We start from the raw sequence: 18,475 nt of genomic DNA on the forward strand, positions 1-18,475 counted from the left end.
CTCCGTTCGTGCGGCCCTGCCGGGGCCATGCGGGTGCCCTTCGGGCCCGTACAGCCTGTACGCGCCGTACAGGCCCATGGGGGGTCCGGGAGGGGGTCCCGGTCAGTCGTGCCAGGCGCCCAGCTCGTCCAGTCGGGTCTGGAGGAGTGCGAAGAGACCGGCCGGGGCCGCGACCACCAGGTCACCGGACGGAGGCTCACCGGGACGGCCGCCGGTCAGGGCGCCCGCCTCCCGTGCGATCAGATCGCCCGCCGCCAGGTCCCACGGGTTCAGGCCGCGCTCGTAGTAGGCGTCGAGTCGTCCCGTCGCCACGTCGCAGAGGTCGATCGCGGCCGATCCGCCGCGGCGGATGTCCCGCACCTTCGGAATGAGCCGGCGCACCACCTCGGCCTGCTGTTCGCGCCGCTCGGCGAGATAGCCGAAACCCGTGCCCACCAGGGCCCTCTCGAACGGGGGTGCGGGGCGGGTACGCGCGGGCTCGTCGTTGACGAAGGCCCCGCCGCCGAGGACCGCCCGGCAGGTCTCGCCGCGCATCGGGGCCCGGACCACCCCCACCAGGGTCTCGCCGTCCTTGCGGGCGGCGATGGACACCGACCAGCTGGGCAGCCCGTACAGATAGTTCACGGTGCCGTCGAGCGGGTCGATCACCCACTGCACGCCGGAGGTGCCCGTACGGTCGGCGCCCTCCTCCCCGAGCACGCCGTCGTCCGGCCTGCGCTCGGCCAGCAGCCCGGTGATCAGCTTCTCGGAGGCGAGATCCATCTCGGTGACGACGTCGACGGCGCTGGTCTTGGTCGCGGCCACCCCCAGATCGGCGGGCCGGGTGTCCCGCAGCAGGTCACCCGCGAGGCGGGCGGCCTCCAGGGCCACGTCCAGCAGCTCGGCCGTCAGCTCGTCGGTGGCTCGTACGCGCTCGTTCACGGTGTCGTCTCCTTCTCGCGGCCCCGGCCCTCGCCCCGCCGCTGGTCGTAGGGGCTGTCGGCGCCGGCCGCCGCCGCCTTGGGGGCCCGCGCCGGACAGCAGCCGACGGGGCACAGGTCGTGGCTGGGTCCCAGGGCGCCGAGGGCGCAGCGCTCCACCGGCCGGCCGCGCTCCGTCGCGGCCCGCTCCAGCACCAGCTCCCGGACCCCGGCGACGAACCGGGGGTCGGCGCCGACGGTGGCCGAGCGGCGGACCGGCAGGCCCAGTTCGGCGGCCTTGGCGGTGGCCTCGGTGTCGAGGTCGTAGAGGACCTCCATATGGTCCGAGACGAACCCGATGGGGACCATCACCGCCGCGGGCGCCCCGGCGGCGTGCAGCTCCTCCAGGTGGTCGCAGATGTCCGGTTCCAGCCAGGGGATGTGCGGGGCGCCGGAGCGTGACTGGTACACGAGGCTCCAGGGGTGGTCCACCCCGGTGCGCTCGCGCACGGCGTCGGCGATCAGCCGGGCCACGTCGAGGTGCTGGGCCACATAGGCCCCGCCGTCGCCGTGCTCCCCCACCGGCCCCGAGGTGTCGGCCGAGGCGTCCGGGATGGAGTGGGTGGTGAAGGCGAGCCGGGCGCCCGCGCGCACGTCCGCGGGCAGGTCGTCGAGGGCCGCGAGGACTCCGTCGATCATGGGCTGTACGAAGCCGGGGTGGTTGAAGTAGTGCCGCAGCTTGTCGACGCCCGGCAGCGGAAGGCCCTCGTCGGCCAGGGTCGCCAGGGCGCCCGCCAGGTCCTCGCGGTACTGGCGGCAGCCGGAGTACGAGGCGTAGGCGCTGGTCGCCAGGACCAGCACGCGCCGGCGGCCGTCCTGGACCAGCTCGCGGAGGGTGTCCGTCAGATACGGCGCCCAGTTGCGGTTGCCCCAGTACACGGGGAGGTCCAGGCCGTGGTCGGCGAAGTCCTCTCGGAGGGCGCCGAGCAGTTCGCGGTTCTGGTCGTTGATCGGGCTGACGCCGCCGAACAGGAAGTAGTGCTGCCCCACCTCCTTCAGCCGCTCCTTAGGGATACCGCGGCCCCGGGTCACGTTCTCCAGGAACGGGAGCACGTCGTCGGGGCCCTCGGGACCGCCGAAGGACAGCAGCAGCAGGGCGTCGTACGGTGTGGGATCGAGCGCGTCGGGCATGTCTTCGATCCTGCCACTCCGTACCGGGAGCACCGAAACGGCCATACGCGTGAGGTGTCCGTCCCCGGGGTGCGGCCGGTTCGCGGCCGCCCGTCCACCCTGTGGTGCGCCCGTCCACGCGGTGCCGTGGGCGGTCGGGCCGCCACGTAAGCTGTATATGCCATCCATATGCCTGACCGGCTCCGTCGCGGGCCCGCAACGGAGCGTGCCGTGCCCAGCCCGTATCGCGTGATCTTCGCCAGCCCCGGCACCAAGGCCTTCTCGGCCGCGGGCTTCATCGGGCGGCTGCCGCTGTCGATGATGGGCATCGGCGTGGTGACGATGGTCTCCCAGCTCACCGGCCGCTACGGTCTCGCGGGCGCCCTGTCGGCCACCATCGCGCTGTCGGCGGCCGTGATCGGTCCGCAGGTCTCCCGGCTCGTCGACCGGCACGGTCAGCGGCGGGTGCTGCGTCCGGCGACGCTGGTGACCCTGGTGGCCGCCACGGGGCTGCTGCTGTCGGCGTCGATGTCGCTGCCGGACTGGACGCTCTTCGCGTTCTCGGCACTGATCGGCTTCACCCCGAGCATCGGCTCGATGACCCGCGCGCGGTGGGCGGTGCTGTACCGCGACACCCCGCAGCTGCACACCGCGTACTCCCTGGAGTCGGTGATCGACGAGGCGTGCTTCATCTTCGGCCCGATCATCTCCATCGGGCTCTCCACGGTGTGGTTCCCGGAGGCGGGCCCGCTGCTCGCGGCCGTGTTCCTCGCGGTGGGCGTCTTCTGGCTGACCTCGCTGCGGGCCACCGAGCCGGTCCCCCAGTCCCGCGAGCACCACACCAAGGGCTCCGCGATGCGCTCCCCCGGGCTCCAGGTACTGGTGGCGACGTTCGTGGGCACCGGGGCCATCTTCGGGGCCGTGGACGTGGTGACCGTGGCCTACGCGGACGAGGAGGGCCACAAGGCGCTGGCGAGTGTCGTGCTCGCGCTGTACGCCGCCGGTTCCTGTCTCGCCGGGGTCCTGTTCGGTCTGGTGCGCTTCACCGGCGACCCTTCGCGCAGATGGCTGCTGGGTGTGTGTGCCATGGGCGTGAGTATGATCCCGCTTCAACTGGTAGGGAACCTGCCGGTCCTGGCCGTGGCGCTGTTCGTCGCGGGGCTGGCGATAGCTCCGACGATGATCACGACGATGGCCCTGGTCGAACAGCACGTGCCGCGCGCCAAGCTGACCGAGGGCATGACCTGGGTCAGCACGGGGCTCGCGGTCGGTATCGCGCTCGGCTCGTCGGCGTCGGGCTGGGTGATCGACGCGCGGGGCGCCGAGGCCGGGTACGTGGTGCCGGGGATCTCCGGTGCCGTCGTGGTGATCGTCGGGTTCCTGGGATACCGCCGGCTGAAGCAGCCGGCTCCACAGCGGGGAGGGGCCCTCGGAGATGGCGAACGGGAAGAGCGGCGCGTGGCGTAACTGGGCCGGGAACGTCACGGCCCGGCCGGCGCGGGAGGTCACTCCCGCCTCGGTGGACGAACTCGCCGACGCCGTACGCGAGGCCGCCGAGGACGGTCTGCGGATCAAGGCCGTCGGTACGGGGCACTCGTTCACGGCGGCCGCCGTCACGGACGGACTGCTGATCCGTCCCCGTCTGCTCACGGGGATCCGCCGGATCGACCGCGCCGCCATGACGGTCACCGTGGAGGCGGGCACCCCACTGGCGCGCCTGAACCTCGCCCTCGCGCGCGAGGGGCTCTCGCTCACGAACATGGGCGACATCATGGTGCAGACCGTCGCGGGCGCCACCAGCACCGGCACCCACGGCACCGGCCGGGACTCCGCGTCGACGTCCGCCCTGATCCGCGGCATCGAACTGGTCACCGCCGACGGGTCGGTGCTCACCTGTTCCGAGCAGGAGAACCCGGAGGTCTTCGCCGCCGCCCGCATCGGACTGGGCGCGCTCGGGGTGATCACGGCGATCACGTTCGCGGTGGAGCCGGTCTTCCTGCTCACCGCGCGGGAGGAGCCGATGTCCTTCGACCGGGTCACCTCCGACTTCGACGCGCTGGTCGCGGAGAACGAGCACTTCGAGTTCTACTGGTTCCCGCACACCGCGAATTGCAGCACCAAGCGCAACAACCGCAGCGCGGGTCCCGCCCGGCCGGTCCCGCCGGTGAGCGGCTGGATCGAGGACGAGCTGCTCTCCAACGGCCTCTTCCAGGCCGTCAACAGCGTGGGACGCGTGATACCCGCCGCGATACCGGCCATCGCGAAGGTCTCCAGCCGCGCCCTGTCGGCCCGCACCTACACGGACATCCCGTACAAGGTCTTCACCAGCCCGCGCCGGGTGCGCTTCATGGAGATGGAGTACGCCGTCCCCCGCGAGGCGCTGGTGAGCGCGCTGCTCGAACTGCGGACCATGGTCGAGCGGTCCGGGCTGCGGGTGAGCTTCCCGGTGGAGGTGCGTACCGCGCCCGCCGACGACATCCCGCTGTCCACGGCGTCCGCGCGGGACACCGCGTACATCGCCGTCCATATGTACCGGGGCACCCCCTACCAGGCGTACTTCACCGCCGCGGAACGTGTCTTCACGGCCCATGGGGGCCGCCCCCACTGGGGCAAGATCCACACCCAGGGCGCGGAGTACCTCTCCGAGGTCTACCCGCGCTTCGGTGAGTTCACCGCGGTACGCGACCGGCTCGACCCCGAGCGGCGGTTCGGCAACGACTATCTGCGGCGGGTCCTGGGCGACTGAGCACCCGGCGCGACCGGAGCGGCGAACGCCCTCCCCGCGCGCGGGGAGGGCGTCGTCGTTCCCGGGTCCGCCGGTTCCCGGGTCCGCCGACCTCCTGGGTCCATCGGCTCCCGTGGCCGCCGACCTCCTGGGTACGCCGACCTCCCGGATCCGTCGGCTTCTTGGGTCCTTGGGTTCCAGGGTCCGTCGGTTCCCGGTCCGTCAGGGCGAAGGTGTGGTGCCCTGGCGCTGCTCGGGGACGGACTGTGTGGGGCCGCCCGTCGAGGGCGACGGGGTCGGCGCGGGGGGCGGGGTGCTCCCGGTGCCGGTGCCGGGCGGGGTCGCGGTGCCCGGGCCGCCGTCCTGGCCGGTGCTGGGCTCCGGTTCGGTGCTGGGCTCGTCCGACGGCCGCTCGCTCTGCTGCCCGCCGGTCCCCGGGTCGTCCTCGGGTGTCGGTGCGGTCGGGTCGGTACCGCCGTCGCCGTCCCGGTCGGTGTCCTCCCCGCCGTCCGTGCTGTCCTGGCCGGGGCTGCCTGACGGCTCCTCGGCGGGCGCCTCGGGCGCGGGCGCCGGGTCGTCGGGGCGTGCGCCGCGACCGCTGTCGCCTGTGACCGCCTCTCCGATGGTGGTGCCCTTGCCCCCGCCGCTGAAGGTCTCCCCCGAGACGAGTTCATAGGTGGTGATACCGCCCATGGTCACGCCGAAGACCACCGCGGCGGCGATCAGGGGCCGCTTCCAGCGGCGGGTACGCGCGCGGTGCACCGTGCTTTCGCCGTACTCCTCGTACTCGTCACCGCCGACACCGTCCCCGTCGTGCGGGCCATACGGACCGCCACCGCGGTCCGCCCGGTCGCCGTGCGGGTGGGACGGGCGCACCGTGCCGAGCAGACGCGTGGGTGTGTCCCCCGCGGGTGGGTGACCGGGGCCGGCCGTGCCGAACCGTGCGGTGGCCTCCGGGTCCACGGCGGCGAGCAGTTGGGTGCGGGCCGGATCGGGGACCTGGGCACGCGCCGGGTCGCGGGTGTCGATGACACGGGTCGGTTCGGGATCGCCGGGCACACCCTCCGGACCGCCGGGGAACGGGACCTGACGTGCCCTCGGCATCGACTGGACGGCCGCGCCACGCACCCGTTCACCGGTGCGCGCGAAGAAGTGCTGGAAGACCGAACCTCCGCAGGTGGCGACGATGCTCACCAGTCCCGCGCCGATGATCGTGCCGTAGACACCGACGTTGGAGGCGAGTTTGGCGGCCACCACCGCGGCGACCGCGCTGCCCGCGACCTGAGGAACACTCAGGTCCAGCCGCTTCCTGCCGTCACTCTCCGCGTTCGCGGCTTCCGTCACCCCGGAGCCTGTCGGCACCGGGTGATCTTCCGCTGTGCGCGTCGGCCGGCGCGCTCGGCTCCCTTCGTCTCCCTGTGACCGCCTGCCGGTATCCGGCTTCTCACGCATCTCCGTACCCAGCCTGCCTTTCTCGACGTCTTGCACGAGAAAGGGACGTACACACGAAGTGATTAGTTCCGTTTAGGGGGATTACGTGAAGCTTGCCACGTCGATCCGTCGAGCTCAGCGGCGTGTTCCGGCCCGGGAAGGCGGCTCGCGCGCGCATCAACTCCCGCCCTCCACGAGAACTTCGGCGGCGTGCCGGTCTCCCCGGGTGGCCCGAATGGAGTACTGTTGCGAGCCCTGGGTCCGGTCCCCCACAGGGGTGCCCGGAGCCTTCCAGACCCACCCGGGAGGGGACTCGTTGCACAGGGCGACCATCACGGTCACTTAGCGTTGCGATCAGGTCACCGTGTCATAACGGCGGCCCCGGGCCCTCGCCCGACACGCCGAATCATCTCGGCAAGGTTGTGGCAGGCCGCACCCGGGCAGGCCACACTCGACTAGCGGAAGCAGCGACGCACGTGACGTCGGCAGGCACCACCCGGGAGGTCCCCATGCCCGAACTGCGTGTCGTGGCCGTCTCCAATGACGGCACACGGCTGGTGCTGAAGGCTGCGGACAGCACGGAGTACACGCTTCCGATCGACGAACGTCTCCGTGCCGCCGTACGTGGCGACCGACCCCGCCTCGGCCAGATCGAGATCGAGGTGGAGAGCCACCTCAGGCCCCGTGACATCCAGGCCCGTATACGCGCTGGCGCCAGCGCCGAAGAGGTCGCCTCGCTCGCCGGTATCCCCGTCGACCGGGTCCGCCGCTTCGAAGGCCCCGTCCTGGCCGAGCGTGCCTTCATGGCCGAGCGGGCGCGCAAGACACCGGTACGCCGCCCCGGGGAGAACGCCGGACCCCAGCTCGGTGAGGCCGTCCAGGAGCGCCTGGTGCTGCGCGGTGCCGAGAAGGACACCGTCCAGTGGGACTCCTGGCGCCGCGACGACGGCACCTGGGAGGTGCTGCTCGTCTACCGCGTGGCCGGTGAACCGCACGCCGCGAGCTGGACGTACGACCCGCCGCGCCGTCTGGTGCAGGCCGTCGACGAAGAGGCGCGCTCGCTGATCGGCGAGACCGACGACATGGCGGCGCCCGAGCCGAGCTTCCCGTTCGTCCCCCGCATCGCCCGGCTGCCCCGCGACCGGTCGATGGACCGCGCCCTGGACCGGCAGACGGACCGCGCGGGACTGCCGCCCGGGGAGTCCGACGAGATCACCGCCGAGCAGAACCGTGACTCGCTCACCAGCCTGCTGGAGGCCGTCCCGAGCTTCCGCGGCGACATGGTCGTACCGGAACGCCCCCCGGCGGCCACCGCCGAGCACCAGGCCGACGAGCCCGAGGCCGACCCCGAGGCCGAGGAGCCGCCCGCCCCGGCGGCCTCCGCCGGGGCCGGGTCCGCCTACGCCGATGTCCTGATGCCGCGTGCCGTCACGAGCCACCGGGACCGGCTGGTCGGGGCCACCGACCGGCAGGCGGAGGCGGACGGCGTCCGGCCGGGCCGCCGCGCGGCGGTGCCCAGCTGGGACGAGATCGTCTTCGGCACCCGCCGTAAGAAGCCCGACTGACCCCGCGTCCCGACCTGCACGATCCGTGTCCGCCGCGCCGCCCGGCCGGGTGGCGCGGCGGACACGCTCCACGCGCGCGGGGCGGCCACCCCCGGTGACCGCCCCTCATCCCGCCATCGGCTACTGGGGTTCCGGACCCGTCGCCACCGGACGGGAACCGTCCGACGACCACTCCGACCAGGAGCCCACGTACAGGGCCGCCGGGACACCCGCGACCGCGAGGGCCAGCACCTGGTGCGCCCCGGAGACCCCCGACCCGCAGTACACCCCGACCCGGCGTCCCTCCGACACGCCCAGCGACCCGAACCGCCCGGTCAGTTCACCGGCGGAGCGGAAGCGGCCGTCCGCGGTGACGTTGTCGCTCGTGGGGGCGGACACCGCGCCCGGGATATGACCGCCGACGCGGTCGATCGGTTCGACCTCGCCCCGGTAGCGCTCCCCCGCCCGCGCGTCGAGCAGCAGCCCGGTGCGGGCCAGCGCCGCGGCGCCGTCGGCGTCAAGCAGCGGGAGGGCGCCCGGCGCGGGCCGGAAGCTCCCCGGCTCCGGTTCCGGCTCTCCTGCCTCCAGCGGGCCCTCCCAGGCCGCCAGACCACCGTCCAGGACCCGGACCGAGGGGTGTCCGGTCCAGCGCAGCAGCCACCAGGCGCGCGCCGCGGCCCAGCCCTGACCGCCGTCGTACGTGACCACGTCCCGGTCGGCGTCGACCCCCGCCGCGCGCATCGCCGCGCCGAACTCCGCCACGTCCGGCAGCGGATGGCGGCCGCCCGCGCCGGCGGGACCCGCCAGATCGGCGTCCAGGTCGACGAACACGGCACCCGGTACATGCGCCTGCTCGTAGGCGGACCGCAGCGAGGGGCCGCCGAGCTGCCAGCGGACGTCGAGCACCACCGGCGGACGCGGGCCCGTCAGGTCGCTCGCGAGTTCGGATGCGGAGATGATGGCATTCATGGCCCCATCCTGGCGCACGGGCGGCCGACGCGGCCGTCCGCGGCTGGCATAGTGGGCCGGGCGTGGCTGAGCACTCGCTGTACGGGGCTGCGTACCCGGTGTACAAATGATCGGCATTGACTGCCCCACGGCGCAGAAATGACCGAGTGAGGTCGCTCGACGACCACTCCATGGCGACGGCGACCGGCAGACCAAGGAGAGACCGACGATGACCGAGGCACGGCAGGAAGCCGGCCGACGGGACGGCGCGGAACAGGTCCGGCGCGCTCCCGGCACACCCTGCTGGGTGAGTCTGATGGCGCACGGCATGACCGCGACCCAGGAGTTCTACCAAGCGTTGTTCGGCTGGGAGTTCCGTCCCGGCCCAGAGCAGCTGGGCCCCTATGTGAGGGCCCTGCTGGACGGACAGGAGGTCGCCGGAATAGGGCAACTGCCGGGCGGTGCCCGTCTTCAGGTGGCGTGGACACCGTATCTGGCGTCGGACCGGGTGGACCGGACCGCCGACACCGTGCGGGTGTGCGGCGGCACGGTGGCCGTCGGACCGCTGGACGCGGCGGACGCGGGACGGCTGGCCATCGCGTCGGACCCGGCGGGCGCGGTGTTCGGGATCTGGCAGGGAGCGGCCCATCTGGGCGCGGCCGTGTCAGGAGTGCCCGGGGCACCCGTCTGGAACGAGCTGATCACCCGCGACACCAGGAGTGTCGCGACGTTCTACCGGTATGTGTTCGGCTACGCGGAGGAACGCGCGCCGACCGCGGGCGGGGTCGACCGGCTGGACCTGCTGCTGGGCGGGAAGCCCGTGGCCACGGTCACCGGTGTCGGCACCCTGCCGCGGGACCGGGGCGCCCACTGGCTGACCTCGTTCGGGGTCACCGACATCGACGCGTCCGTGGGGCTGGTCACCCGGCTCGGCGGCCGGGTCGTGCACCCTCCCGCGGCGTCCGACCAGGGACGGGCGGCGACCGTCGCCGACCCCGAGGGGGCGGTGTTCGCCCTCGTCGAGCTGGGCTGAGGTGGTCAGTCCGTGAAACGACCGAACCCCGGGACGCTCATGGGCGTTCCGGGGTTCGGTCGTTTCACGGACTGACGGTCGAAGGCCTTGCGGTTCCCGGCCGGACGGTCGCCAGCCGGGGGGCCGGTTCAACGGCCGGGGGTCAGTTCACGGCTGGGCTGTCCACCGGCAGTACGTCCGGGGAGAGGGCGCCCGCGCGCGCGGTGGCCGCTGTCGCCCGGCGCCGGTGATGGCGGCGGCACAGCACCTCGTACCCGACCTCGTCCGCCGCCTGGTTGACGTCCCCGACGACGACCTGGGCGCCCTCGACGACCATGCGTCCGCCTATGGTGCGCGCGTTGTGCGTGGCCCGTGCCCCGCACCAGCACAGCGCCTCGACCTGGAGGACCTCGACCCGGTCGGCCAGTTCGACCAGACGCTGCGAACCGGGGAACAGCTTGGAGCGGAAGTCGGTGGTGATGCCGAAGGCGTAGACGTCGATCCGCAGATCGTCGACCACGCGCGCGAGCTGGTCGATCTGCTCCGGGGACAGGAACTGCGCCTCGTCGGCGATGACGTAGTCGGCGCGGCTGCCCTGGGACAGCACGCTGATCAGATGCGCGTAGACATCGAAGTCCGCGGCGACCTCCACCGCGTCGGTGACCAGACCCAGGCGTGAGGAGAGCTTGCCCTCCCCCGCGCGGTCGTTGCGGGTGAAGATCATTCCCTGGAGGCCGCGCGCCGACCGGTTGTGCTCGATCTGGAGCGCGAGCGTGCTCTTCCCGCAGTCCATGGTTCCGCAGAAGAAGACCAGCTCGGACATGGGGAGGTGAGCACCTTTCGGGGGCGGGGGCGTGGGAACCCGCCGCGGGTCGCGGTCGTTCCCAGGGGGACGGGCGGCGCGCGGAGCGCGGGCCCTCAGGAGCGTACTTGCAGCAGGGGGACGAGTTGTTCGACGGGGGTCATGGAGCCGTGGTTGCCCACCAGGACGGATTCCTTGGGCTCGCGTTCGCTCGCGATGATCAGCATGTCGTCGCGGGCGGCGGCCACCACGTCACCGACCCGTCCCAGCACCCGCTCGTCGACCTTCGGGCCGAACCACCCGGCGGCGACCGCCTCGTCCCGGCCGGCCACCCAGAACTGCTCCCCCAGCACCTCGCGCCATACGGCGAGGACATCGGAGGCGGCACCGGGGACGGCGTACACATGGCGGGCGCGGCCCTCGCCGCCCAGCAGGGCGACGCCCGCGCGCAGTTCCCAGTCCTCGTCGAAGTCGATGCGGTGCTCGGGGCCGAAGGGGATGTCGAGCATCCCGTGGTCGGCGGTCACATAGAGCGCGGTGCGCGGCGGCAGTTGCTCGGCCAGCCGCTGCACCAGCCGGTCGACGTACATCAGCTGGCCGCGCCAGGCGTCGGAGTCCACGCCGTAGCGGTGTCCGTTGCCGTCGACCTCGGAGTAGTACGTATAGACGAGCGAGCGGTCCCCCGCGGCGAGCTGCTCGGCCGCCAGATCCATCCGGCCCTCGCCGGTCAGCCGTCCGTGGAAGGTGCCGCCGCTGAGGGCGATCTTGGTGAGCGGGGTGTTCTGGAAGTGCGGTGCGGAGACCTGCGCGGTGTGGACGCCCGCCCGGTCGGCGAGCTGGAAGACCGTCGGATAGGGCTGCCAGACCTCCGGCGGGGTCCAGGGATACCAGCGGAGCTGGTTCATCAGTTGGCCGGTCTCGGGGTTGCGCGCGGTGTAGCCGGGCAGTCCGTGGGCCCCGGGCGGCAGTCCGGTGCCCACCGAGGCCAGCGAGGTCGCGGTGGTGGCCGGGAAGCCGGTGGTGAGGGGGCGGCCGGTGCCACCGAAGGAGCTGCCGAGGAGGGCACTCATGAAGGGTGCTTCCTCGGGATGGGCCTTGAGCTGTTCCCAGCCGAGCCCGTCGATCAAAAAGACGCAGTTCCGGTCGGCTGGGGTCAGCTCCGGTATCGCGGCGGTCGTCCCGGGGACGCCCATTCCCGCGGCGAGGGTGGGCAGCAGATCGGCCAGCGAGCCCGAGCCGTAGGCGGGCACGGGCGCGGAGCCGATGGGCAGCGGCTCCACCGGGTCCCAGTCGGGCTGGGCCATCAGCGGCTGGTCTCCACGGTCGCCTCGGACAGGGCCTGGGCGAAGGCCAGCGTATGGCGGACGGCGTCCAGACCGTCACCGGCCTCGCTGACCCGCAGGCTGAGGTCGTCGGCGGTGGAGTTCCCGGTGTAGCCGTGGTCCGCCTCGCAGTTGGGGTCACCGCACGCGGCGGGCTCCAGCTCGATCCGGGAGACGGCGCCCCATCCGATGGTCAGCACGACCTCGCGCGGCAGGGTGCCGGGGCTGTACGCCTCGGGGTTGGCGACCACCCGGCTGACCACGACGGAGGAGATGCGCTCGACCTTCACGGACTCCGTGGAGGTGGTGGCGTACGGCGTCGGGGAAGTGCCGTCGGCGGCCTGCTCGTCGGTGTGGCTGACGATGAAGCGGGTACCGGTGAGGACGAGCACGGTGACGTGCCTGCGGACCTCGTTGGCGTCGAAGGTGGTCTCCTGGTGGACCAGGTACGAGCCGATCGGCTCGCTGCCGACCGCGGCCTCCACCGCCTCGGCCACAAGAGCCGGGTAGTAGCCGCTGCGCTCGATCGCCGTGCGCAGCCCCTGGGTCGTCGTACTGGTCTTGGCCATGACGCCCATCCTACGGCCCCCGCACGTGCCTGAGGTGACCGAAGAGGTGACCTGGTGGGCGGGAGTGGGCGGCGCCACACAGGGAAAGGTTCACGCCACTCGCCGCGAGGCGGTCCGCCGGCGCCCGGGTGGGGACGGCCGGACCCGGATCAGGCCCGGCGGGAGGCGTGCGCGGTCAGTACGCGGGGAGCGTGCGCGGTCCCAGGTCGTCACGGGCGGGCGGATGCGCGAGCCGGACGGAGGCGCTGAGGACGGAGAGCCCGTGCTGGGCGACGACGACGGGTTCCAGGGTGATGCCGACCACCTCCGGGTGCTCGTCGACCAGCAGGGACACCCGTAGGAGGAGTTCCTCCAGGGCGTCCGTGTCGGCGGGCGCCGAACCGCGCCAGCCGAAGAGGACGGGCGCGGTACGGATGGCGCGCACCACCGACCGGGCGTCGCGGTCGGTGACCGGTATCAGCCGGTGCGCGGTGTCCCCGAGCAGTTCCGAGGCGGCCCCGGCGAGACCGAAGGAGAGCACCGCGCCGGCGACCGGGTCGATCACCGCCCGGACGACGGTGTCGACGCCGCGCGGCGCCATGGCCTGGACGACGGGCCGCAGCTCCGTCGGCCTGCCGAAGCTGTCGGAGAGTTCGGTGTAGGAGCGGCGCAGCTGGTCCTCGTCGGCGAGGTCGAGCCGGACCCCGCCGAGGTCGGCCCGGTGGCGCAGATGCGGGGCGGTGGCCTTGAGCGCGACGGGGTAGCCGAGGAGCTGGGCCGCCGCCACGGCCTCGTCCGGGGTGGGCGCGGGGAGCGTGGTGTGGACGCCGATGCCGTAGCGGGCGAGCAGTTCCCGGGCGGCTTCGTCGGGGAGGGTGAACCCGCTCGGGTCGTCGTCCGCGGCACCGAGCAGTGTCCCGATCAGTTCGGCCGCCCCGCCGCTGTCGACACCGTCGAACTCGGGCACCCGGCCGGGATCGGCGGCCTCCCGGCGCCACTGGGCGTACTTCACGGCTTCCCCGAGCGCGCGGACGGCCCGCTCGGTGGCCGGGTAGGCGGGGATACGGACCGCCGCGGCGAGGGTTTCGGCGGGGGCGGGTGCTGCGGCCGGTGTGGGGGCGTCGGCGGAGGCGGGGCGGGGCGCGGATGCCGCGGGTGCCGCGTGCGGGGCGGGGGTGCGGGGCCGGGCCTGGGCGTTGTCGGCACGCGGCCCCGTCCCGACGGCCTCCGAGAGGGCTTCCGCGAGTCCGCCGAGTTCCACATGGGCCACGGCGACCGGCTTCGCCGGATGGGCCGAGGCGGCGGCGCGCAGGGCGTCGGCGAGGTCCTCGTCGGTGCCCTGACCCTCACCGACCCGGGGGATCGCCGTGACGATCACGGCGTCGCAGGTGCGGTCGGCGAGGGCCCGGCCCAGCGCGTCCCGGAAGTCGTCGGGGGTGGCGGCGCGGTGCCGAGGTCCAGCGGCCCGAGCGGGCGCAGGCCCTCGGACAGGCAGGCGTCGTACGTGAGCAGGCCCAGCGACTCGGAGTTCCCGAGGATGGCGACCCGTGGCCCTTCGGGCAGCGGCTGACCGGCGAGCATGAGGCCCACGTCGACGAGTTCGGTGATGGTGTCGACCCGGATGACACCGGCCTGCCGCAGCAGGTCCGACACCGTGGCGTGCGGCAGCCGGGTCACGGGCACCGCGTGCCCGAGGGGTGCCACCCCGCTATGGCGGGCGCCCTGGACGACGACCAGGGGCTTGGTGGCGGCGGTGCGCCGGGCGAGCCGGGTGAACTTGCGCGGGTTGCCGATGGATTCGAGGTACATCAGGGCGACGTCGGTGTCGGGGTCGTCGTACCAGTACTGGAGCACGTCGTTGCCGGACACGTCCGCGCGGTTGCCCGCCGAGACGAACGTGGACACGCCGTGCGCGCCGGTCACGGCGCCGCCCCGGCGGTGCAGCCGGGACAGCAGGGCGATACCGATCGCGCCGGACTGGGCGAACATACCGATCCGGCCGGGCCTCGGCAGCTCCGGCGCGAGGGAGGCGTTGAGGCTGGTGGCCGGGGAGGTGTTGATGACGCCGAAGGCGTTGGGGCCGATGATCCGCATGCCGTACGAGCGTGCCTGGCGCACCAGGGCGCGCTGCCGCGCCCTGCCTTCCTCGCCCTGGTCGGCGTAACCGGCGGAGACCACGACGAGTCCTCGCACGCCGTGCGCCCCGCACTCGTCGACCACGGCGGGGACGTGTTCGGCGGGCACGGCCACGACGGCCAGGTCGACTCCGCCCGGGATGTCCGCGACGGACCGGTGGGCGGGTACGCCGTCGAGTTCCGCGAGGTCCTCGGGGAAGGCCCGGTTGACCGCGTGCAGGGGGCCGGTGAATCCGGCGGCGACCAGATTGCCGAGGAGGGTGCGGCCGACGCCTCCGGGAGCCCGTCCGGCGCCCACGACGGCGACGGAACCGGGGCGCAGCAGCCGCTGCACGGAGTGGGCCTCGGCGCGCTGTTCCCGGGCCCGCTGCACGGCGACGGACGCCTCCGTCGGCTCCAGGTCGAACTCCAGCCGGACCACGCCGTCCTCGAAGCTGCGCTTCTGCTGGTAGCCCGCGTCCGTGAAGACCTTGATCATCTTGGTGTTGGCGGGGAGCACCTCGGCGGCGAAGCGCCTGATGTCGCGTTCCCGTGCGACGGCGGCGATGTGTTCGAGCAGCGCGGAGGCCACCCCGCGCCCCTGGTGGGCGTCCTGCACCAGGAACGCGACCTCGGCCTCGTCGGCGGGGGCGGTCGCGGGCCGTCCGACGGCGTCGATGCGGTCGTAGCGCACGGTGGCGATGAACTCGCCGCCGATGGTCGCGGCGAGGCCCACCCGGTCCACGAAGTCGTGGTGGGTGAAGCGGTGCACGTCCTTGTCGGACAGCCTCGGGTAGGGCGCGAAGAAGCGGTAGTACTTCGATTCGTCGGAGACATGTTCGTAGAAGCTGACCAGCCGGTCGGCGTCATCCACGGTGATCGGTCTGATCCGGGCGGTGCCGCCGTCGCGCAGCACCACGTCGGCCTCCCAGTGCGCGGGGTACTCATGCCGGTCCGACGGGGTCTGCATGGGGCCAGCGTACGGGTCGCGCCCCGGTCGGGCGCGGGGCGGAGGCCGAGGGTTTCCGGCGGTCGGCGGAGCGGGCCGGGCGGGCCTCAGCGCGGGGCGCGAGGGGGTGCGGGGAAGGCTTGGGGGGCGGAGCGGAGGGGGTCCGGCGTGGATCTCCCGGCCGGGGGGCGACGCGGCCCGGGAGGGGCCCCGCAGGTGAGGCGGGCGCGGCCCGGGGGTGGCCCCTCAGGTGAAGCGGACACGGACACGCGGCCCGGTCGGCCCGGGGTCGGCGTACCCCGCTGTGGGACACTGGTCTAGACAACCATGCACAGCGAATCGCAACCTTGAGCACCCGAAGGGCATCACATGGCTGAGCGCCGCGTCAACGTCGGCTGGGCCGAGGGTCTCCACGCCCGTCCCGCCTCCATCTTCGTCCGTGCGGCCTCCGCTGCCGGCGTCCCGGTGACGATCGCCAAGGGCGACGGCGACCCGGTGAACGCCGCCTCCATGCTCGCGGTGCTCGGCCTCGGCGCCCAGGGCGGCGAGGAGGTCGTCCTGACATCCGGCGCGGACGGCGCGGACGCGGCGCTGGACCGGCTCGCGAAGCTGGTCGCCGAGGGTCTGGACGAGCTCCCCGAGACCGTCTGAACCGGGAGCGTGCGACCCCGGTCACGGTGAGCACAGGGCGATGTCCGCGACAGCGGGCATCGCCCTTTTCGTCGCCCTGCTGCCGCCCCAGCCCCGCCGGCACGCGTCCATAACCGCGCCACAAAAAATACCGACACCGATCGCACCATCAGGAATTCACCGGAAATGGGCACGGCGATTCCGCACCGTCGGACCGGATTCGCATTCTCACGGTCCATGTGAATACCGCTTCCGGAATTGCGCTTCCCTGTATAAGGCCGCTTTGTTACCGAAGGCCGCCTGTTGTGTGTACGGGATGTTGCGGATGCGGCGACAGCCGGGAGCGGTTGCGGGGCTCCGGGCGGCCCGGGACCCGCCGGTGGTACGCGGAGGCGGCGCGTTCGGTGTGCGCGGCCATCAGCGCGCGGGCCCGCTCGGCGTCACCACGGGCCACCGCGTCGACGATCGCGCCGTGCTCCGTCCAGGTCTCGGCGGGGTACGCGGCGGGCTCGACCACGTACATCCAGGCGATCTTGTGCCGCAGCTGGGTGAGCAGCGAGGTCAGGGGATGGCTGGCGGAGGCCTGGGCGAGGGTCTCGTGGAACCAGCCGTCCAGGGCCCGCAGATCGTCGCTGGTCCCGCTTCTGGCCCGGTCCTGGCCGAGCTTCACGAGTCCGCGCAGCACCTTCAGATGCGCGTCGGTCCGGCGCTGGGCCGCGCGGGCGGCCCCCAGCGGCTCCAGGAGCGCGCGGGCGTCCAGCAGGTCCGCGGCCTCCTGGACGGTCGGTTCGGCGACGCAGGCACCCGCGTGGCGCCGCGCCACCACGAACCCCTCCGCCTCCAGGGTGCGCAGCGCCTCGCGCACCGGGACGCGGGAGACACCGTAGCGGCGGGCGAGGACCTCCTCGGTGAGTCTGCTGCCGCGTTCCAGCGCGCCGCTGATGATGTCGTCCCGGATGGCCGTGCATACCGAGTGCGCGGGAATACGCATGACCGGACCTCCGCCTGAATCACCGCGAGTCGCGGTCGATCGCCGCTGATCCGGAGACTCTATTGCAGCGCGCGGCGATTTCCGACGGCGCACGGTATTCCGATGATGTTTTTGGACAACCGAAGCGGTACGGGACAGCGAAAAGCCCCGGCGTGGAGCCGGGGCTTTCGGGGGGTGCGCGACGGGAGGTCGTCCCTGTGCCCTCGTCCGTCACGTGCGCGCGCGTGGGGGGTGTGCGCCGGTCCTCGGGGCGGGTCCGCCGGACGCGCCCCGGGGGCCGGGCGGCGCGCTCAGAGGTTGACGCCGTGTCCGCGCAGATAGGCGAGCGGGTCGAGGTCGGAGCCGTAGTCGGCGGTGGCGCGGGCCTCGAAGTGGAGGTGCGACCCGGTGACGTTGCCGGTGGCGCCGGAGATGCCTATCTGCTGACCCGTGGTGACGGCCTGGCCGGCCTGTACGGCGACGGAGAGCAGATGCGCGTACTGGGTGTACGTGCCGTCGTGCATCTTGATGACGACGTTGTTGCCGTACGCGCCACCCCAGCCCGCCTCCACGACGGTGCCGTAGCCGACGGACTGCACGACGGTGCCGGTCTCGGCGTGGAAGTCGATACCGGTGTGGGTGCCCGAGGACCAGACGGCGCCGCCCGCGCCGTAGGACGTGGACACATGGCTGCCGGCGATCGGACTGACGAAGGTGTTCAGTCGCTTGCGCTCGGCCTCGCGCGCGGCGCGCTCCCGTGCCTCGCGCTCCTTCTTGGCGTCGGCCTCCGCCTGGCGCTTCTGCTCGGCGGCGCGCTGCTTGGCCTCCGCCTCGGCGTGCTCCTTGGCGGCGCTCTCCTGGGCCGCGATCTGCTGGGCGGTGGCCTGGGCGTCGATCTCGCCCGCGACCGCGTCGCCGATGGAGATGGTCTTGGTGAGGCCCGTGTCCTCAAGCGAGGTGTCCTCCGCGGCGAGCGCGGGGGAGGCGAGGGTACCGATGACACCGGTGGTGGTGAGGGTGGCGACGCCGGCGACGTTCGCGGTGGTCCGCGACATTCTGCTCGGACGGCGGTGCTTCCCGGTGGCGCGGGTGAACGCCATGGAGTGGGTGGTCCTTTCCTTCCTTCTCGCCTACCGGGTTAGCTGACGGGTTCGGAGCAGGAAGGTCTCCTACGGGCCCCCTCCGCGCGAGGCGACGGGCGTCCGATTCACCCCAGGGACGGTTGGGTCCCCGGCTCCCCTGGCTCGCGCCGTACGGGGACTCGGCGATGACTGCCCGCTGCCGCGGGTGCGGCGTACTGCACGACGAACAGCCGGACCGACGCTAAGGGGAGGATCTTTCGATCGACAAACGAATCATCGATTTTGTAGCGCACGCCACACCCGGGACGGGGCAGCGCACCGGTTTCAGG

At 72.9% G+C, this 18,475-nt stretch carries 14 protein-coding genes, 1 pseudogene and 1 riboswitch; of the genes and pseudogenes, 5 read left to right on the forward strand and 10 right to left on the reverse strand.

The window, feature by feature from the left end:
* Positions 1-102: 102 nt before the first annotated feature.
* Together OG711_RS10275 and OG711_RS10280 are read right to left on the reverse strand one after the other, a co-directional pair.
* On the reverse strand, positions 103-921 hold the full coding sequence (locus OG711_RS10275) for an inositol monophosphatase family protein (RefSeq protein ID WP_073789467.1): 819 nt from the start codon (positions 919-921) through the stop codon (positions 103-105).
* Positions 918-2,090, reverse strand: coding sequence for a ferrochelatase (locus OG711_RS10280; RefSeq protein ID WP_329559119.1), 1,173 nt, complete (start codon positions 2,088-2,090; stop codon positions 918-920). Before OG711_RS10280 ends, OG711_RS10275 begins: the two co-directional genes overlap by 4 nt.
* Before the next feature lie 210 nt (positions 2,091-2,300).
* On the opposite strand from OG711_RS10280, the gene OG711_RS10285 reads away from it, so the two are divergent.
* Complete coding sequence (locus OG711_RS10285) at positions 2,301-3,536, forward strand: MFS transporter (RefSeq protein WP_073789462.1); 1,236 nt, start codon at positions 2,301-2,303, stop codon at positions 3,534-3,536.
* On the forward strand, positions 3,505-4,815 hold the full coding sequence (locus tag OG711_RS10290; RefSeq protein ID WP_073789459.1) for a D-arabinono-1,4-lactone oxidase: 1,311 nt from the start codon (positions 3,505-3,507) through the stop codon (positions 4,813-4,815). Before OG711_RS10285 ends, OG711_RS10290 begins: the two co-directional genes overlap by 32 nt.
* A 201-nt stretch (positions 4,816-5,016) precedes the next feature.
* Here OG711_RS10290 and OG711_RS10295 read toward each other — a convergent pair whose 3' ends face one another.
* Positions 5,017-6,156, reverse strand: a complete 1,140-nt coding sequence (locus tag OG711_RS10295; protein ID WP_329559120.1) for a hypothetical protein — start codon at positions 6,154-6,156, stop codon at positions 5,017-5,019.
* Between the two features lie 545 nt (positions 6,157-6,701).
* Between OG711_RS10295 and sepH the strand changes: the two genes are divergently transcribed.
* Positions 6,702-7,790, forward strand: coding sequence for a septation protein SepH (sepH, locus tag OG711_RS10300; RefSeq protein WP_073789455.1), 1,089 nt, complete (start codon positions 6,702-6,704; stop codon positions 7,788-7,790).
* Positions 7,791-7,910: 120 nt separating this feature from the next.
* Here the strand turns inward: sepH and OG711_RS10305 are convergent, their stop codons facing one another.
* Positions 7,911-8,738, reverse strand: a complete 828-nt coding sequence (locus OG711_RS10305; RefSeq protein WP_073789453.1) for a sulfurtransferase — start codon at positions 8,736-8,738, stop codon at positions 7,911-7,913.
* A 208-nt stretch (positions 8,739-8,946) separates the two neighbouring features.
* On the opposite strand from OG711_RS10305, the gene OG711_RS10310 reads away from it, so the two are divergent.
* Positions 8,947-9,750 carry a VOC family protein gene (locus tag OG711_RS10310; RefSeq protein WP_329559121.1) on the forward strand — a complete coding sequence of 268 codons (804 nt, stop codon included), beginning with the start codon at positions 8,947-8,949 and terminating at the stop codon, positions 9,748-9,750.
* A 142-nt stretch (positions 9,751-9,892) separates the two neighbouring features.
* Here the strand turns inward: OG711_RS10310 and OG711_RS10315 are convergent, their stop codons facing one another.
* From OG711_RS10315 to OG711_RS10330, 4 genes and pseudogenes are all read right to left on the reverse strand, one after another.
* Complete coding sequence (locus OG711_RS10315; RefSeq protein WP_073789448.1) at positions 9,893-10,552, reverse strand: thymidine kinase; 660 nt, start codon at positions 10,550-10,552, stop codon at positions 9,893-9,895.
* Between the two features lie 95 nt (positions 10,553-10,647).
* Positions 10,648-11,835, reverse strand: a complete 1,188-nt coding sequence (locus OG711_RS10320) for an alkaline phosphatase family protein (RefSeq protein WP_329559122.1) — start codon at positions 11,833-11,835, stop codon at positions 10,648-10,650.
* Complete coding sequence (locus tag OG711_RS10325) at positions 11,835-12,422, reverse strand: DUF5998 family protein (RefSeq protein WP_073789444.1); 588 nt, start codon at positions 12,420-12,422, stop codon at positions 11,835-11,837. Before OG711_RS10325 ends, OG711_RS10320 begins: the two co-directional genes overlap by 1 nt.
* A gap of 175 nt (positions 12,423-12,597) precedes the next feature.
* Positions 12,598-15,485: pseudogene (locus tag OG711_RS10330) on the reverse strand (bifunctional acetate--CoA ligase family protein/GNAT family N-acetyltransferase).
* Positions 15,486-15,833: 348 nt separating this feature from the next.
* Between OG711_RS10330 and OG711_RS10335 the strand changes: the two are divergent.
* Complete coding sequence (locus OG711_RS10335) at positions 15,834-16,115, forward strand: HPr family phosphocarrier protein (RefSeq protein ID WP_073789440.1); 282 nt, start codon at positions 15,834-15,836, stop codon at positions 16,113-16,115.
* Between the two features lie 265 nt (positions 16,116-16,380).
* Here OG711_RS10335 and OG711_RS10340 read toward each other — a convergent pair whose 3' ends face one another.
* The gene (locus OG711_RS10340; RefSeq protein ID WP_073789438.1) at positions 16,381-17,085 is read right to left on the reverse strand and encodes a GntR family transcriptional regulator; all 705 of its coding nucleotides are present in this window, start codon (positions 17,083-17,085) and stop codon (positions 16,381-16,383) included.
* A gap of 290 nt (positions 17,086-17,375) precedes the next feature.
* Complete coding sequence (locus tag OG711_RS10345; RefSeq protein ID WP_073789435.1) at positions 17,376-18,164, reverse strand: M23 family metallopeptidase; 789 nt, start codon at positions 18,162-18,164, stop codon at positions 17,376-17,378.
* 13 nt (positions 18,165-18,177) lie between these two features.
* A riboswitch (cyclic di-AMP (ydaO/yuaA leader) is annotated at positions 18,178-18,341 on the reverse strand.
* Positions 18,342-18,475: the final 134 nt, after the last annotated feature.

Source organism: Streptomyces uncialis, from assembly GCF_036250755.1.
Classification (GTDB): domain Bacteria; phylum Actinomycetota; class Actinomycetes; order Streptomycetales; family Streptomycetaceae; genus Streptomyces; species Streptomyces uncialis.

What these genes read in the sequence shown, in the direction of transcription:
- OG711_RS10340 (WP_073789438.1), bottom strand. Translation starts at nt 17,085, where the DNA reads ATGCGTATTCCCGCGCACTCGGTATGCACGGCCATCCGGGACGACATC.
- OG711_RS10290 (WP_073789459.1), top strand. Translation starts at nt 3,505, where the DNA reads ATGGCGAACGGGAAGAGCGGCGCGTGGCGTAACTGGGCCGGGAACGTC.
- OG711_RS10320 (WP_329559122.1), bottom strand. Translation starts at nt 11,835, where the DNA reads ATGGCCCAGCCCGACTGGGACCCGGTGGAGCCGCTGCCCATCGGCTCC.
- OG711_RS10305 (WP_073789453.1), bottom strand. Translation starts at nt 8,738, where the DNA reads ATGAATGCCATCATCTCCGCATCCGAACTCGCGAGCGACCTGACGGGC.
- OG711_RS10325 (WP_073789444.1), bottom strand. Translation starts at nt 12,422, where the DNA reads ATGGCCAAGACCAGTACGACGACCCAGGGGCTGCGCACGGCGATCGAG.
- OG711_RS10315 (WP_073789448.1), bottom strand. Translation starts at nt 10,552, where the DNA reads ATGTCCGAGCTGGTCTTCTTCTGCGGAACCATGGACTGCGGGAAGAGC.
- OG711_RS10345 (WP_073789435.1), bottom strand. Translation starts at nt 18,164, where the DNA reads ATGGCGTTCACCCGCGCCACCGGGAAGCACCGCCGTCCGAGCAGAATG.
- OG711_RS10335 (WP_073789440.1), top strand. Translation starts at nt 15,834, where the DNA reads ATGGCTGAGCGCCGCGTCAACGTCGGCTGGGCCGAGGGTCTCCACGCC.
- OG711_RS10280 (WP_329559119.1), bottom strand. Translation starts at nt 2,090, where the DNA reads ATGCCCGACGCGCTCGATCCCACACCGTACGACGCCCTGCTGCTGCTG.
- OG711_RS10310 (WP_329559121.1), top strand. Translation starts at nt 8,947, where the DNA reads ATGACCGAGGCACGGCAGGAAGCCGGCCGACGGGACGGCGCGGAACAG.